The organism is Paenibacillus sp. 453mf (genome assembly GCF_900116105.1).
In the GTDB taxonomy this organism is placed as follows: domain Bacteria; phylum Bacillota; class Bacilli; order Paenibacillales; family Paenibacillaceae; genus Paenibacillus; species Paenibacillus provencensis.
Genome location: NZ_FPAC01000001.1, coordinates 2436056 through 2451374 on the forward strand (window position 1 = coordinate 2436056; position 15319 = coordinate 2451374).

Here is a 15319-nt window from a genome sequence, read left to right on the forward strand (position 1 = left end):
TAATCAGCCTTACGGCCACACAGGTAAACCTGTCACACAAATATTATCTCCAATGGTCTCGACTTCAAGTTTATTTAATTGAATTGCATCATTCATTCGGTCCACGCCTTCAAATCGGAAGCTGCCTGGTGTCTCGTATCCCCCAACGATCTTAGGTGCAATAAACATCAGCAGCCGGTCGATCAGTCTGGCCTCCAGCATTGCGCCGTTCAAAGTGCCGCCGCCTTCAAGCAATATAGAGCCAATCTCCATTTCACCTAACAAGCTCATAGCTCTTAATAGATCGACCCTCGGTCCCGGACCACACCGGATTACTTCTACACCATAACTTGCCAGCACCGCCTCACGTTCAGCCGCTGCTTCATCAGTCGTCAGGATCAAAGTCATGGCATTTCCATCACGAACCAGCTTGGTATCTATAGGGATTCTCAGTCTCGAATCCACAACGATCCGAATCGGACTAATCCCATCTATAGATAACCGGGTTGTTAACTCGGGATTGTCAGCAATGACGGTCTCCACCCCGACCATAATACCTTGGTGACGATGTCTGAGCATATGAATATGTTCTCTCGCTTGCTCGTTAGAAATCCATTTGCTGTCTCCACTCTTGGTTGCGATCTTTCCGTCTAATGTTGAAGCCGTCTTGAGCGTTACAAAGGGTAGACCCGTCGTAATATATTTGATGAATTTCTCGTTGAGCCGTCTAGCCCGGTCTCTCAGTACACCGACTTTGACTTCGATTCCGTGTCTGCGAAGCATATCAAATCCCTTGCCTGCTACCTGTGGATTAGGGTCTTCGCAAGCGACAACCACTCTTTTGACCTTCTCACTGATTAGCCTTTCGCTGCATGGAGGTGTCTTGCCATAGTGACTGCAGGGCTCAAGCGTGACATAAACGGTGCTTCCTTCCGCCTCACTGCCAGCCATGTTCAAGGCATGAACCTCGGCATGCCCTGTACCCCTTTTCAAATGAGCTCCAAGACCAACCATTCGTCCACCCTTCACGACGACACAGCCGACAACTGGATTGATACCCGTTTGCCCCTGCGCTCTTTCTGCCATATCCAGAGCAAGCGACATGTAAAATTCATCATTCATCATTTCCATCATGCTTACCTCTTTTCAGCAAAGACATTGAATAAGAAACATTTCATTAAAAAAGCCCTTAACCGGTCGAAATGCCGGACAAGGGGCTTGAGAGTTTAATAGAAAGTGCAGCAGAACACTACCGTTACCTCAGGTTTGAACCGTTAAAGGTAAGGCAAATAACCATGTGCATCATCATCACTGACACACAGGCAGAAGTTCCGCTGGGTACGCCAACAAATAGAGTCATCTGTTATGTACCTATTCTCCTTCTCTCATCCAGACTATACTGTCGGTTCTGGAGTTGCACCAGATCCACCGATAGCTTCCAGCTAACGGGTCACGGACTAAGACTTGAGTTCAAGTCATCACCGCCGGTAGGGAATTTCGCCCTGCCCCGAAGGATTACAGCATATGAAACGAAGTAATAGAAAAATAGTAGCATTCCCATTATGAAAAATCAACAGCTGAGCTTAACACCCGCTGTCGTGCAGGCGCTTTTTTATTTGAATTTATTCTTCCTCCTGAACCGAATTCAGCTGCACGCCCCAAGGCTCGAGATCCATCGACTATGTAATAGAACATCCCACATATAAAATATGCGGGATGCCGTAATTTGCTATTGCAACAATTCTAGCAGCCTAAACTTAAGCGTCAAATACGGATACACTCTTCATTTTGTCGCCTTGCTTCACGCCATCAATGTATTCCATACCTTTGACAACTTTACCAAACACGGTATGAACTCCATCCAAATGCGGCTGCGGCTCATATACGATGAAGAACTGGCTTCCGCCTGTATTTTTGCCGGCATGTGCCATAGAGAGTACGCCTTTTTCATGCTTCGTTGTGTTTGTTGCCGTTTCACAATCGATGGAGTAACCAGGGCCGCCTGTACCATTGCCTACTGGGCATCCGCCTTGTGCTACGAAGCCTGGAATTACACGGTGAAAGCTAAGACCGTTGTAAAAACCGCTGTTAGCCAATTTCTCAAAGTTTGCTACTGTATTTGGTGCTTCTTCTGGCAGGAATTCGATTTCTACGGTTCCGCCATTTTCAAGTTCAATAATTCCTTTTTTCATATGCGTCACTTCCTTTTAACTATTTTCTAAGGCAGACCAATGGTATGTACATAAGCCTTGTCCTTAATTCATGCATCACTATCTGATTGTATCTACTTTGACTTCAATTTGCAATTATTCGTAGGCTTCTGAGCAGGAACCATGTCAGCCCGATGTAAAAAAACACTCCCCCAAGCCGTTGATCTAGACACAGCAGCTTGCAGAGAGTGAATAAAAATGTTAGCTGATTCAATGAGTTATAAAATGGATTCAGCTGTTAATTGTTTGTTTGCTGATTCTCGCCGGAATGATATCGTTACGCACGATATCTTCATGACTTTCGCGGCGAACAACGAGATCACATTCACCGTTCTGAACGAAGACAACGGCTGGACGACGTATCCGGTTGTAATTGCTAGACATGGAATAGTTATAAGCACCTGTGCAGGATACTGCCAGCAGATCACCTGTTTCCACCTGAGGAAGCTCTAAATCCCAAATCAGCATATCTCCGCTCTCACATGCCTTCCCTGCAATAGAGACGGTCTCTTCTGTTGCTTCATTCGCGCGGTTAGCCAGTATCGCTTCGTATTTGGAATCGTAGAGAGCTGGACGCGGGTTATCTGTCATGCCTCCATCCACCGATACATACTTGCGTACACCAGGGATGTTCTTAACTGCTCCAACCGTATACAACGTTGTACCGGCTTCGCCTACCATGCTGCGGCCCGGCTCAACCCATATTTCCGGAAGCTCTTCGCCAATACCTGCAAAATGAAGCTTAACTCCATCCGTAATTGCCTTGACATACTGGGATACCTGAAGTGGTGTATCTCCTTCGAAGTAACGGATACCAAAACCGCCGCCAAGATTGACAACCTGGAACACAACGTTCAGTTTACTCTTCACTTCTTTGGTAAAAGAAGCGACCCGCTCTATGGCCATTTGGAAGCCTTCCACTTCGAAGATCTGGGAACCAATGTGGGAGTGGAGTCCAAGGAGCTTAAGGTTCGGCTGCTTCAATGCCTGTTCTATGGCTTCAAAGGCAGCTCCGTTTCCGATATCAAACCCGAATTTCGAGTCGGTTTGTCCAGTGGAAATATACTCATGCGTATGAGCTTCAACACCCGGAGTTACGCGTAGTAAGATATTAACCTGTTGATTCTTCTCACTAGCCATCGCTTGAAGCAATTGAAGTTCTACAAGATTGTCCACGACGAAGCAGCCGATGCGCGCATCTAGCGCCATTTCAATTTCATTCGGCGTTTTGTTGTTCCCGTGAAAGTGAATGCGCTCCGTCGGAAATCCAGCCAGCAGCGCTGTGTAAAGCTCTCCATCCGAGACAACATCCAGAGATAGACCTTCCTGCTCGGCAAGTGCGCACATGGCCGTTACGCTGAACGCCTTGCTCGCATAAGCTACCTGAAATTTCAGACCTGAGGCTCTGAATGCGTCCATATATTCTCTAGCCCGCTTGCGGACAAGTATTTCATCAACGATATATAGTGGAGTCCCATATTCTTCTTTGAGTTGAACTGTATCGCATCCACCAATTTCGAGATGTCCTAAATCATTAATTTTGCTAGTACCGTGTAAATACATAATTCGCTAGTCCTCCACTTTTCCTGGAATGAAAAAAGATTCCATCGAACTTTACATCAGTATAGCAGACTCTTGTTTTTGATAGAAATGGATTATTCGGCAGATCATTTGTATTATATTCATGGACACAAGCCTTATAGCTGTTGGCTTTAGGGCATCTTTGTATTATCCCTAGGCTTGTTAAACGAAGGTCTCTTCTTATTTGTTAGCACTGGGGAACGAACGAATGTGGCAACCAGCCCCTTTGCATTAAAGGGTATAAATGGCCACAGATAGGACGAATTGTAAGATCGATGCAGTGCTAGTCCAATAATGATCGCAGTGGTCCCAACCACCAGCCCAGGCACTTTAAAGATAGCCACGAGTACGAGTAGAATCAGTCTGACCATACGATTTGCCAGCCCAAGCTCATAGCTTGGGGTTGCGAACATCCCAATCGCTGCTACCGCCATATACAGCAGAACCTCATTAACGAACAAGCCTGCCTTTACCGCTACATCCCCGACTAATATAGCCGCAATAAGACCCATTGCCGAGGCAAGCGGTGTTGGTGTATGGACGGCGGCCATTCGCATTAAATCTATCCCCAATTCTACGATGAGAAATTGCAGTATGATCGGAAGCTTTACATTTTCCTGAGGACCAATAATGTCCAGTCCCTCCGGTTTCAATCCAGGATCAATCACAAACAGCATCCATAAAGGAAGCAAGAACAACGAGGCTAATATCCCTATGAGTCTTACTATCCGCAAATAAGAACCCATGAACGGTGTCTGTCTATTCTCTTCGGCATGCTGACACAGATCAAAGAAGGTCGTAGGCATAATCATAACACTAGGGGAAGTATCCACGAACAGTACTACTCTGCCCTCAAGCAAATGGGAAGCAACCGAATCTGGACGCTCTGAATAACGAACAAGTGGATACGGATGCCAACCTCGATTAATGATGATTTCCTCAAGCTGCTTATCGGCAAGCGGAATACCATCAATATCAATGCTCTCAATTTTTTTGCGGATCGTCTCAACCTGAACCTTGTCCACGATATCGTCAATATAAGCAAGGCACACATCTGTTTTGGTTCTTTCCCCGACTCGAAACAGCTCCAGTTTAAATCCGGGGTCATGCAGCCGTCTGCGGACAAGAGACACATTGGTCAGCATCGTTTCTGTAAACCCGTCTCTGGCTCCCCTGACGACTCTCTCTAATGAAGGTTCTTCAGGACCGCGCGAAGGATAACTACGGGTGTCAATGATCAGCGCTGTTGTTTCGCCTTCCACAAAGAAGACGCTCATGCCGCTCATTGCCTGGATGAAGGCTTCGCTAAGTTTCGTTACCTTGGATACTTGGATATGGGGAATGTAGAACTCAAAGTACTTTTCCAGAGCATCAGAAGACATCTCATCCTCGGGCACATAGGACAGCCTTTTTAAAATTTCAGTCAGAATCGTATCTTTGGAAAGTCCAGTTATGAACAAAAGCCCGGTATGACGCCCACCAAAGGTCATCTCACGGAAATTGACATCAAAGCTTTCTCCAAAGCCCATCACATACTTGAGCGTGTTCCGCAGTACGTCAAAATCCGGATCAATGACGTCCTCATTCTGCCAATATTGAATCGATTCCTCAATGGAATCTGACATTTCTCTTTCCTTTTTTTCTTGGAGCTGCTTCTCTTCTTCAGTCATTTGTTGCGATTCATCTGACATTTTATTCTTGATGCCTCCTACTTCTGTTGTATGCATTCAGCTGTTATCTGGTGTACACAAACCAATCAAATAATGAACCGGCTACCTTACCGAATACCATAGCCATTAGTAATCCAAATAAATAAGATTTCATTCCCAGTCTCTTGGCAAGTATGGGCAGGACGTTCAATACCTCAGTTAAGGCTGCCGCCAGCAAACCGATAAATATACCGCATAGCAGACCTACGAATATCGAGATAATCGGGAGACCATATACTTTCAGATTCCATAAGTCAGCGACTGTACCAATGAATGAACCGGCAATCATTGCACCTTCATAGGCGTAAGCCTTGTCATACGAGCGTGTAAGCTGTGCTAAGCGCGGGATCATGTCCAGCACGATGAAGAGAGCAATGACTCCACTCCCTACAGCGATTCCTGATGCAATACCCAGTACAATCAGTATGCAGCCGTCCAGAACCGTCATCATTATTTTTGACCTGAAGGAGCATGCTCTTTTTTGATTCGCTCGTACTCTTCATTAACTGCATATTGATCAACATTTTGCTGATACAGGTACATCTCGACCTCCAGCGGAGTAGGCTCATCATTCCATTTCTTCTTGAACAAATGATTAAAAAAAACAGCCATGCCAAAACCGATACCAATGGAGTATGCTGTCTGGAACAAGTAAGGATTCTCATCCCGATATCCCGTCAGCATTTCAACAATTCGAATATGCACTTCTTTCATGTTTACATCAGCGTGAAAATTCATAATGGTCAGCGCTGAGCCAAAAAAAAGCAGCAGCCAAACAAGCACAAACAGCGATTTGGACGGCGGCCGATCATGAGGGATCAGCTCAACAAGCGTATGGCTGCTGCCTAGTGTTTCAATCGTTGCTCCTGGCACAATCTCCTTTATTCGCCCAATGATCTGAAGAACATCAACTAGCAGCAGGCTCCCGTCCTTTTTCTCAGTCTGCAGCAGCTCCGCTTCCAGCACCTTGTCTTCTAATCCAGGCGGATCTGAGAGCACATGTGCCACATGTCTGATCGTAAGTGTTATACCAAGCTTTATTTTGATCCGGCTATGCAGCCTTACATAAATGATAGGAGTGGATGGTACGGTCATCCTAACCTCACCCCTTTATACTGTGAAATTATTCATAGTATGGAGACTCCTCCTCTTTTCTATTCCCTCTGAGATGGATATCAAGATAAATCAAAAAAAGAGCCTTTTCTCTGACGAGAAAAAGACTCTTATATCATGTTTATTCATTGTTATATGCATTTTGTATTTACTGAGCAATTTGTTCACGGATAATCTGCAGTATTTTCTTCTCCAATCTGGACACTTGAACTTGCGAAATGCCCAGCCTTGCCGCTACTTCAGATTGCGTCTGATCCTTGTAATACCTCAGATAGACGATCAGTCGCTCCCGCTCAGACAGATTTCCAATGGCCTCATTAAGTGCCATCTTGTCAAACCAACGCTCTTGTGATTCATCTGCAATTTGATCCATAAGCGTAATCGGGTCCCCGTCATTCTCAAATACCGTCTCGTGAATGGAAGTGGGAGGCTTATTTGCTTCCTGAGCGAATACAACCTCCTCAGGGGTAATTCCCAGCTCGTCTGCAACCTCCTTGATGGTGGGCAGCCTGTCTAAATATTTAGAGAGCTCATCTTTCTTCTTGCGAACCTTGTTGGCGGTCTCTTTCAGGGAACGGCTGACCTTCAGCGTTCCATCATCACGAAGGAAACGCTGAATCTCGCCGATAATCATGGGAACCGCATAAGTCGAAAATTTGACATCGTAGCTGAGATCAAATTTATCTACGGATTTGAGGAGCCCGATGCAGCCGATCTGAAACAGATCCTCCGGCTCGTATCCCCGGTTCATGAACCGCTGAACGACAGACCATACAAGACGTATGTTACAATTGACAAGCGTGTCACGCGCCACCTGGTCTCCGCTTTGGGAAAGAGCGATAAGACGCTTGACTTCCGCATCTTCCAGATACGTATGTGAAGTTTGTTTCGCTTCTGCTTCCATAGGTCCAACCCCTAATTATACAGTGCTTTCTTGGATTCTATCCGTTTCTTCATCATGATCGAAGTACCTCGCCCAGGCTCGCTCACCACTTCACATTCATCCATAAAATTTTCCATTATTGTGAATCCCATACCAGAGCGCTCCAGCTCAGGCTTAGAGGTGTACAGAGGCTGCTTCGCCAGCTCCAAATCCTCAATTCCCTGACCCTGGTCTTCAATGACAAGTGTGATCATGTCTCCAACAATTTCAGCCTTAATGGTTACAATTCCCGCAGAGTCATTGTTATAACCATGGATGATGCTGTTCGTCACGGCCTCAGATACGACCGTTTTCAAATCACTCAGCTCGTCCATCGTCGGGTCCAGCTGAGAAATAAAGGATGCCACCGCCACTCTCGCGAACGATTCATTCTCCGACTTGGCAGCAAACTGCAAATTCATAAAATTCGATAGCTGCTCGCTACTCATGAGACCACCTCCAGATCCGAGAGGGCGCTTCCCTCGTTTTCGAACACCGGCATGATTTTGAACAAGCCTGACATTTCAAGCAAACGATATACAGCAGGATTTGCTCCAGATATGACCATTTTTCCACCTTTATGATGTATCAACTTATAGCGTCCAAGAATGACACCAAGTCCTGAACTGTCCATAAAGTCAAGGTCTTTCAAACTGAGAATCAGATGCTTGCTGTTCTGCCTTGCAATCGCTTCATCCATCTGAAGGCGAACCAGATCTGCTGTGTGGTGATCGAGCTCCCCCGATAATCGTACAATAAGCACCCCGTGTGCATATTCCATACTGACCTGTAAATTCATGCTTGCTCACTCTCCTCCCTGTCATGACCAACCATTTCTACGCCGATTTACAGCTTTCCTGCACTCCGACAAAACTAGAAGAAAAGTCTCATGAATCAACAAACTTGCTTATTTTAGCGGAAAAGATCAGAGGTTGTCCGTTTAAAGAGCTTCCAGAAGCCTGCTTTTTCAACGTCTACCGCGGCTGTAATATCAAATTCCTTCAGCACCTTGCTATCCTGGGATACAACGAGCTTGCCCAGCACCTGGCCCTTTTTGATCGGGGCCTTGATTTCGGTAGGAACGGTCAGCTGCTGCGTGGTCTCTCCGGCGCTGCCTTTTCTCATAAGCACACTGTAAGGTACTTCGGCCACCAATTCCAGCTCTTTGATGTTTCCTTTCTCAATGTTCACTTTACCGATAACGTCCCCTTGTTTATATATAGGCTTCATCGTATATTGTGAAAAGGCGTAATCGAACATATTCGACACTTCGCTGTTTCTCGTCTTCGTGTTAGGCTCACCCAGCACAACGGCTACCACACGCATACCATCCTTCATCGCTGTGGCGGATAAGCAAAATTTGGCTTCAGAGGTATAGCCCGTCTTCAGGCCGTCGGCACCGGTATAGAAACGTACAAGCTTGTTGGTGTTCACGAGCCAGAACGGCTTGGCAGTGTCTTTCCGCAGATAGTCCTGATAGGCTCCGGTATATTTGGTAATGTCTTTATGTTTAAGCAGCTCTCTGCTCATAATAGCAATATCATGTGCTGAAGAATAATGATTCTCTACCGGAAGACCATTGCAATTGGCAAAATGAGTATCATTCATGCCCAGCTCTTTTGCCCGATCATTCATCATCTGCACAAACGCTTCTTCAGAGCCGGCAATTTTCTCAGCCATAGCTACAGAAGCATCATTTCCAGATGCCATGGCAATGCCCTTTAACATCTCATCCACGGTCATCTCTTCGCCCGATTCCAGGAAAATTTGAGATCCACCCATGGAAGAGGCATATTCACTCGTTCGAACCTTGTCAGTCCACTTCAGCTTACCGGAATCAATTGCTTCCATCGTTAACAGCATGGTCATAATCTTCGTGATACTGGCAGGAGGCAATTTCTCATGGCCATTCTTCTCATAAATAATGGTTCCAGTATCCGCATCCAGCATGACCGCTGATTTTGCATTTTGCGCAAGATCCACTGCCGGAGTCGTATTCTCCGTTTTCGGTCCTACAGGCTCTTCCGCATATGCGCTGCTTGGAACGATCAGTGCGGCCGATAGCATCATAGCGGTCAGCAGCCTTACTCCTTGTTTCATGGCAATATTATCCTCCTCATGTGAATGCTACATTGTAGCTTGAATCGTTATACTGCTAATCATTGTCGTCAAGAATCCTCCAAATTATTCCTAGTCTGTATAATGAAAAATAGCAGTGCCTTCAATTACAAGATAATGAACTGGACATAAGGGGTAAGTACAATGAAGAGGTTCGCACTAGGTGGTTTGAGGGCTCATAACACAAAGCCTGACCCTCCTTGCTGACGCAGGACACACGCTAAGCGCCGGAATCGCGCTGGCACTCGCTCTTTTTGCACGAAAGATGCAATTGAAGGTTAAATGTGAAGACAGAGCTTTTTAAGTCATGAATGACTCACGATATCAAAAAGAAGCTGGAGGGACAGTAATATTGCCCTTCAGCTTCTTTTTGCGTTTATATCTAATTATCAGACAAAATATATTCAATCTAACACCTCCTTAACATTTAAACAAATTAGTTTACATTCTATTGACCTACTGAATTTTGTAATGTAAAATAAAGTAAATTATATGAAATTATTGGTAAGGAGAGGGAGTAATGAATGAAATTTATCCTATTAATGAACCTCTGGACTTAGACACATTAGTACAACATATTAAGGTAAGCTATTCTGTTGAAAATTGGAATGATGTCATTTCAATATCTAATGAGCTCTTGGAACTAGCAAAAGAAATCCACAAAGAGCTTCTTGAAAAAGGTTCAACTTCTCACGTATTTGGTAAACATATAATCTACTACTTCGGATACAGTTACCTAATGACTGGTCTTTCTTATCAAAAGTTAGGTGTATACACCAAGTCCAAAGAGTATATTTCTTTATATGCAAATCTAGATTGGCTAGATGACTCAAGTGAAACTGGAAAACTCATCATTCAAGACTTTAAGTTTTTTGCTTCTGCCAATAGCCTTCAAATTGATGTGCTGGACGGAAAGCAAGAGAAGATAGCTGAATATGTAGAATTCTTAGATAATAATCCCGATCAGGTGCTTCCAGGTATGATAAACATTCTCCGATCAGCAAATCATTTTAACTATAATGTAGATTCAGAGATTTCTCAGTTATCTAAACATATAGATGACTATACTCAATATACTGAAAAAATTAAGTCCGCATATTACCTCTCATATCATTATCAGTTAGCACTTTACAGACACAAAAGGGAAGAACATGAATCTGCAATCGATATCACTCTACATGTCCTTGTTGCTGCAGATAGATTGGGTAACGACAAATATTTCAAAAAAGCTATTTCTTTATTTGAAATTCTTAGAAAATTCGGGAAAACCTCCCAACTTAAGACATGTTATGATATACTTAATGATATAATTATGAGGGGAGACCTATTAAATGAAAAAGACCACACTTTCACTAATGATCACACTGGGTCTGTTAGTTTTTATAACTTATCCTAGTATTATCCCAACTCAGATGTACATATCAGATCATGGTGCTGATTACGAAGGTCGTTAAGCAGCATTTTGACATAATTTAATTACATAATCTGAAACCAATCATTCTTCATTGTGATTGGTTTTTTTGTTTCACTCAACCCATTTCCTATAATTCTTATCCAATACGCCTTTCATCTGACAACAGCTAGCATTTTATTGCCATATCAACCAAATAATCCGTGTTAATTTTTCTCTTCGGTGTATGGTTCATAATATCGAAGCAATTCTTCTTCTGTTATCGGACGAGTAAAGAGTGTCTTCTAATTTAATTTCCATATTAGCTCTCCCTTTTTAATAAAATCTCACTTTCACTTAAATTCTCTTAAATGCACATACTCCATTGTTACAACTTCGTCCGAGGATTTTAGTTGTTGAACGTCTCCTCCAGTTCGCTCTTTACCTTATCTAAGTAAATTCGATTCTGATTATGATTCAAGCGGTCGGAAAAGTATTTGGCTTGGAATTGACCGCAGAGCAATATGATGAGTTGATGATTGCTGCAAATAGTGTTCTAGGTTTTCTCTTGGCTGCAGGTATTATCAATAAGACTGTTAAAACTAATGCCGCTAAAAAAGCAAATACAGACGAAAATCAGCCTTCTGAATAATTCAAATGAATTAGTAATTATATAAAGAAAATAGGCTTAAAAAATGTTGATATGACGCGTTTTTTTGAAGGTTAAAATTGAAAAATGAGTAGAAATACAACTATACCCCTCTTTAGGAAGTGATTTTCCTATTGAGGGGTATTTTTTCGTTTTTTATGAGATTACATCAAAAACAATGTCTTTACTTTCTATTTGCTCATTTGAGATTTCATAAGCATCCAGAATTAGAGTCTTACTCTCGCTGTCCTCGCTGTTGCAATGGAGAATTGCTAAGACATCGCCTTTAGCTACTTTGTCACCAGTTTTTGCTTTCAGTGTAATTCCAACTGAATGGTCTATCGGATCAGCCTTAGTTTTACGACCAGCTCCTGCCATCATAGCAGCGAGTCCAATTTTTTCAGCATCAATGAAACCGACATAACCATCTTTAGGACTTACAATTTCAAAATGGTTCTTAGCTTGAGGTAGTTTGTCAAGATTATCAACAAATTCAGGATTGCCGCCTTGTGCAGTAATAAATTCTTTGAACTTGTTAATGGCTTGTCCATTCTCAATCAGTTTTGACATTTCAGCATATGCCTCATCATAAGAATCGAACTTTCCACCTAAAACAGCCATATGTGAAGCCAATGTTAGGCTTAATTCGGTAAGTTTCTTCTCGCCCTGACCTTTTAAGACTTGAACTACTTCCATAATCTCGTTCGCATTCCCAACTTCATGACCAAGAGGCTCATCCATATTGCTTAATACAGCAACAGTGTTACGATTTAAACTCTTACCAATGGATACCATTATGCTACCAAGTTTTCTAGCTTCCTCAATTGTCTTCATAAAAGCACCTGAACCAACTTTTACATCTAGAACAATTGCATCTGCACCTGAAGCTATTTTCTTGCTCATTATTGAACTTGCAATCAAAGGAATAGAATCAACCGTAGAAGTTGCGTCTCTCAGCCCATACAGTTTTTTGTCGGCTGGGACTAAATTTGCTGTTTGACCAACAAGAGCCATTCCAACATTATTTACGTTATCTATAAACTCTTTATTAGTGAGTTCAATTTTAAAGCCCTCTATTGCCTCTAATTTGTCTAGAGTTCCTCCGGTATGTCCTAAGCCTCTCCCAGACATTTTAGCCACAGGAACGCCCACAGAAGCCACCAAAGGAAGTACGATTAGACTAGTCTTATCTCCCACTCCTCCAGAAGAGTGTTTATCAACTTTAATTCCCTTGATCGGAGACAAATCCACTGTTTCACCCGAAAAAGCCATAGCATGTGTTAAGTTAGCCACCTCATCATCGTTCATACCGTTGAAAAAGATAGCCATCGAAAGTGCAGACATTTGGTAATCAGGAATATTGTCAGACACATAATTTGAAATAATAAACCCAATTTCATCTTTTGACAGTGACTCGTTATTCCGTTTTTTATGAATTAAATCAATCATTCTCATTACGCTTTCACCTCAGTGCTTTTAGCCTTGTACAGGTTTTTGTTCTGCCAGTTCTCGACCATTTTATAATGTCAAAAGTGAGATCTAGTTCTGTAGTTATCTTCGCATACTTTAAAAAAACATCCGGTGTTTGATTTAACCCATTTATAATTTTCAAGAAGTATTCTTTTTGAGGAGCTACATTATAAACAAGATAGCTCTTCATTGAATACTGGCTAACCCCTGTAATCAAAGATAACCTTTTAGGTTTCTGTTCTAATCCTAAATCATTTATTGTATGCATTAGCCATGGTTTAAAGTGTGCCCTTATAAGAGTCGTAGATATTCGTAGCCCATTCTTTGAAGTTTATACCTGCAATAGGAGATAAATCTACCTGATCACCGGATTAGCCATAGTTAAATCTCCGGTTTCCTTGGCTGTCATGCCCTGAAAAAAGACAGCCATCGCCCAATACAAAGACTTACACTCGGCTCACAAAGGCACGCACCAGTCCAATGAATTTCGGCTTCGTCCGGTTTGCTACAGCTACGACTTGCTCATGAGTCAGCGGCTCAAGTTCCTCGCCAATTGCCATGTCGGTAATACACGAGATACCGAGAACACGCAGCCCGGCATGACTTGCGGCGATCACTTCGCCCACTGTAGACATCCCGATCGCATCCCCGCCAAGCAGGGCAAACATCGTGGATTCTTTAGGGGTTGAATACGTAGGTCCACTGATGCCACAATAGACACCTTCCTGGAGCTCAAGTACGGATCCATCCTCACCATGTATATCTTTAGCCAGCTCCTTCGCCAATATGCGATATTCAGGATCATATGCGGCTGACATATCTGGAAAACGAACACCCAATTTTGGATCATTTGGTCCGATGAGCGGGTTAGCGCCTGTCATATTGATATGATCGGATATGAGCATGAGATCCCCTGCCTTAAAGGCACGGTTCATGCCGCCGGCTGCATTTGTTAATACGAGTGTCTGAATGCCAAGGCTCTTCATTACATATACGGGCATAACAACCGTGCGCATGTCATATCCCTCATAGTAATGAAAACGACCCTGCATAATAATGACATCCTTGCCTTCGAGCTGACCGATGACAAAGCGGCCTGCATGTCCCTCAACTGTAGATTTAGGAAAATGCGGTACTTCATCATAAGGAATATATACAGCATCTTCGATTTGATCGCCTAAATCTCCAAGTCCTGAGCCCAGCACCAAGCCAATTTTTGGGGAGTATTTACCCAGCTTGCTTGTTATGTATCCAGCAGCTTCTTCAATATTTCCAGCATACATCGTCGTATTCTCTTGATTCATTGTCATTTTCCCCTCTTCGTCAAATTTACATGTATGGGATCAGCGCCATAACTAATCCGAGGAATTTCCCTTTTACTTGTTCTGCCGTTTCCATAACCTCATCATGCGAGAGAGGCTGATCCAGAATTCCGGCTGCCATGTTCGTAATACAGGAGATTCCGAGCACTTCAATACCTGTATGACGGGCTACGATAACTTCCGCTACGGTTGACATGCCAACCGCATCAGCACCAAGTCTGCGAAGCATCACGATTTCGGCTGGAGTTTCATAGTTGGGGCCGAGAAGTCCTGCATACACCCCCTCCTGAATGTTGAAGCCCTGCGCTTCAGCTGTCGTTTTAGCCAGTTTGCGCAGTCTTTCACTGTAAGCTTCTGACATGTCAGGGAAGCGCACTCCAAATGCAGACTCATTAGGTCCAACCAGCGGGTTGCGGCCGGTCAGATTCAGATGATCGGAAATAATCATAAGATCCCCAGCATTATAATTGGTATTAACTCCACCTGCCGCATTAGTCACCAGCATTTTTTGAACCCCGATCTCCTTCATAACCCGAACCGGAAATGCAGTCACTTCCGGGCCGTAGCCTTCATACATGTGGAATCTGCCCTTCATCATGACGACTGGGCGGCCTTGTATGTTACCAATCAGCAGCTCTCCCACGTGACCCTCGACCGTCGATATCGGAAAATGAGGGATTTCTTCGTACGGAATAGCTGCCGCATCCTCAATCAGCTCGGCTAATATTCCAAGTCCAGAACCAAGGATCAGCCCAATTTCGGGCTTTACACTTGTTTTTTCTTTAATAAATGCTGCTGCCTCTTGTACCATGCTTTGTGTTAGTATTCTCACCATTTTGCTAAATAGCCCCTTTTG

15 protein-coding genes and 1 riboswitch are annotated in these 15319 nt (G+C 43.6%); of the genes, 2 read left to right on the top strand and 13 right to left on the bottom strand.

Going from position 1 to position 15319, the window contains the following annotated elements; all coding sequences use genetic code 11:
* Positions 1 to 9 precede the first annotated feature (9 nt).
* The 10 genes from ribD to BM415_RS11520 all read right to left on the bottom strand — a co-directional run bounded on the left by ribD (position 10) and on the right by BM415_RS11520 (position 9614).
* Positions 10 to 1110 carry a bifunctional diaminohydroxyphosphoribosylaminopyrimidine deaminase/5-amino-6-(5-phosphoribosylamino)uracil reductase RibD gene (ribD, locus tag BM415_RS11475; RefSeq protein ID WP_091158118.1) on the bottom strand — a complete coding sequence of 367 codons (1101 nt, stop codon included), beginning with the start codon at positions 1108 to 1110 and terminating at the stop codon, positions 10 to 12.
* Between the two features lie 242 nt (positions 1111 to 1352).
* A riboswitch (FMN riboswitch) is annotated at positions 1353 to 1498 on the bottom strand.
* Positions 1499 to 1736: 238 nt separating this feature from the next.
* Complete coding sequence (locus BM415_RS11480) at positions 1737 to 2171, bottom strand: peptidylprolyl isomerase (protein ID WP_091158120.1); 435 nt, start codon at positions 2169 to 2171, stop codon at positions 1737 to 1739.
* A 249-nt stretch (positions 2172 to 2420) separates the two neighbouring features.
* Complete coding sequence (lysA, locus tag BM415_RS11485) at positions 2421 to 3752, bottom strand: diaminopimelate decarboxylase (protein WP_091158121.1); 1332 nt, start codon at positions 3750 to 3752, stop codon at positions 2421 to 2423.
* Between the two features lie 149 nt (positions 3753 to 3901).
* A complete protein-coding gene (locus tag BM415_RS11490) occupies positions 3902 to 5461 on the bottom strand; it encodes a spore germination protein (protein WP_244533217.1) in 1560 nt (519 codons plus the stop codon).
* Positions 5462 to 5504: 43 nt separating this feature from the next.
* On the bottom strand, positions 5505 to 5927 hold the full coding sequence (locus BM415_RS11495) for a stage V sporulation protein AB (RefSeq protein ID WP_091159203.1): 423 nt from the start codon (positions 5925 to 5927) through the stop codon (positions 5505 to 5507).
* Between the two features lie 2 nt (positions 5928 to 5929).
* Positions 5930 to 6574 carry a stage V sporulation protein AA gene (locus BM415_RS11500; protein ID WP_091158124.1) on the bottom strand — a complete coding sequence of 215 codons (645 nt, stop codon included), beginning with the start codon at positions 6572 to 6574 and terminating at the stop codon, positions 5930 to 5932.
* Between the two features lie 166 nt (positions 6575 to 6740).
* A complete protein-coding gene (gene sigF, locus BM415_RS11505) occupies positions 6741 to 7496 on the bottom strand; it encodes an RNA polymerase sporulation sigma factor SigF (protein ID WP_091158126.1) in 756 nt (251 codons plus the stop codon).
* 11 nt (positions 7497 to 7507) lie between these two features.
* Positions 7508 to 7963, bottom strand: a complete 456-nt coding sequence (gene spoIIAB, locus BM415_RS11510) for an anti-sigma F factor (protein WP_091158128.1) — start codon at positions 7961 to 7963, stop codon at positions 7508 to 7510.
* Positions 7960 to 8313 carry an anti-sigma F factor antagonist gene (gene spoIIAA, locus BM415_RS11515; protein ID WP_047911086.1) on the bottom strand — a complete coding sequence of 118 codons (354 nt, stop codon included), beginning with the start codon at positions 8311 to 8313 and terminating at the stop codon, positions 7960 to 7962. The genes spoIIAB and spoIIAA overlap by 4 nt, the downstream gene beginning before the upstream one ends.
* 113 nt (positions 8314 to 8426) lie before the next feature.
* Positions 8427 to 9614 carry a D-alanyl-D-alanine carboxypeptidase family protein gene (locus BM415_RS11520; protein WP_091158130.1) on the bottom strand — a complete coding sequence of 396 codons (1188 nt, stop codon included), beginning with the start codon at positions 9612 to 9614 and terminating at the stop codon, positions 8427 to 8429.
* 538 nt (positions 9615 to 10152) lie between these two features.
* On the opposite strand from BM415_RS11520, the gene BM415_RS11525 reads away from it, so the two are divergent.
* Together BM415_RS11525 and BM415_RS25075 are read left to right on the top strand one after the other, a co-directional pair.
* Complete coding sequence (locus BM415_RS11525) at positions 10153 to 11028, top strand: hypothetical protein (RefSeq protein WP_091158132.1); 876 nt, start codon at positions 10153 to 10155, stop codon at positions 11026 to 11028.
* Between the two features lie 496 nt (positions 11029 to 11524).
* Positions 11525 to 11674: a hypothetical protein gene (locus BM415_RS25075; RefSeq protein WP_170862433.1), complete on the top strand. Its 150-nt coding sequence runs from the start codon at positions 11525 to 11527 to the stop codon at positions 11672 to 11674.
* Positions 11675 to 11827: 153 nt separating this feature from the next.
* Here BM415_RS25075 and BM415_RS11535 read toward each other — a convergent pair whose 3' ends face one another.
* From BM415_RS11535 to BM415_RS11550, 3 genes are all read right to left on the bottom strand, one after another.
* Positions 11828 to 13126: a pyrimidine-nucleoside phosphorylase gene (locus tag BM415_RS11535; RefSeq protein ID WP_091158136.1), complete on the bottom strand. Its 1299-nt coding sequence runs from the start codon at positions 13124 to 13126 to the stop codon at positions 11828 to 11830.
* A gap of 461 nt (positions 13127 to 13587) precedes the next feature.
* Positions 13588 to 14445, bottom strand: coding sequence for a purine-nucleoside phosphorylase (locus BM415_RS11545; protein WP_244533218.1), 858 nt, complete (start codon positions 14443 to 14445; stop codon positions 13588 to 13590).
* A gap of 25 nt (positions 14446 to 14470) precedes the next feature.
* Positions 14471 to 15298, bottom strand: a complete 828-nt coding sequence (locus BM415_RS11550) for a purine-nucleoside phosphorylase (RefSeq protein ID WP_091158139.1) — start codon at positions 15296 to 15298, stop codon at positions 14471 to 14473.
* Between the last annotated feature and the right edge of the window lie 21 nt (positions 15299 to 15319).

Excerpts from the sequence above, each read along its gene's own strand:
- BM415_RS11480 (WP_091158120.1), bottom strand. The coding sequence starts at position 2,171 with ATGAAAAAAGGAATTATTGAACTTGAAAATGGCGGAACCGTAGAAATC.
- BM415_RS11550 (WP_091158139.1), bottom strand. The coding sequence starts at position 15,298 with ATGGTGAGAATACTAACACAAAGCATGGTACAAGAGGCAGCAGCATTT.
- BM415_RS11490 (WP_244533217.1), bottom strand. The coding sequence starts at position 5,461 with ATGTCAGATGAATCGCAACAAATGACTGAAGAAGAGAAGCAGCTCCAA.
- BM415_RS11520 (WP_091158130.1), bottom strand. The coding sequence starts at position 9,614 with ATGAAACAAGGAGTAAGGCTGCTGACCGCTATGATGCTATCGGCCGCA.
- BM415_RS11535 (WP_091158136.1), bottom strand. The coding sequence starts at position 13,126 with ATGAGAATGATTGATTTAATTCATAAAAAACGGAATAACGAGTCACTG.
- BM415_RS11495 (WP_091159203.1), bottom strand. The coding sequence starts at position 5,927 with ATGACGGTTCTGGACGGCTGCATACTGATTGTACTGGGTATTGCATCA.
- BM415_RS11545 (WP_244533218.1), bottom strand. The coding sequence starts at position 14,445 with ATGAATCAAGAGAATACGACGATGTATGCTGGAAATATTGAAGAAGCT.
- spoIIAB (WP_091158128.1), bottom strand. The coding sequence starts at position 7,963 with ATGAGTAGCGAGCAGCTATCGAATTTTATGAATTTGCAGTTTGCTGCC.
- BM415_RS11500 (WP_091158124.1), bottom strand. The coding sequence starts at position 6,574 with ATGACCGTACCATCCACTCCTATCATTTATGTAAGGCTGCATAGCCGG.
- spoIIAA (WP_047911086.1), bottom strand. The coding sequence starts at position 8,313 with ATGAATTTACAGGTCAGTATGGAATATGCACACGGGGTGCTTATTGTA.
- BM415_RS11525 (WP_091158132.1), top strand. The coding sequence starts at position 10,153 with ATGAATGAAATTTATCCTATTAATGAACCTCTGGACTTAGACACATTA.
- ribD (WP_091158118.1), bottom strand. The coding sequence starts at position 1,110 with ATGGAAATGATGAATGATGAATTTTACATGTCGCTTGCTCTGGATATG.
- sigF (WP_091158126.1), bottom strand. The coding sequence starts at position 7,496 with ATGGAAGCAGAAGCGAAACAAACTTCACATACGTATCTGGAAGATGCG.
- lysA (WP_091158121.1), bottom strand. The coding sequence starts at position 3,752 with ATGTATTTACACGGTACTAGCAAAATTAATGATTTAGGACATCTCGAA.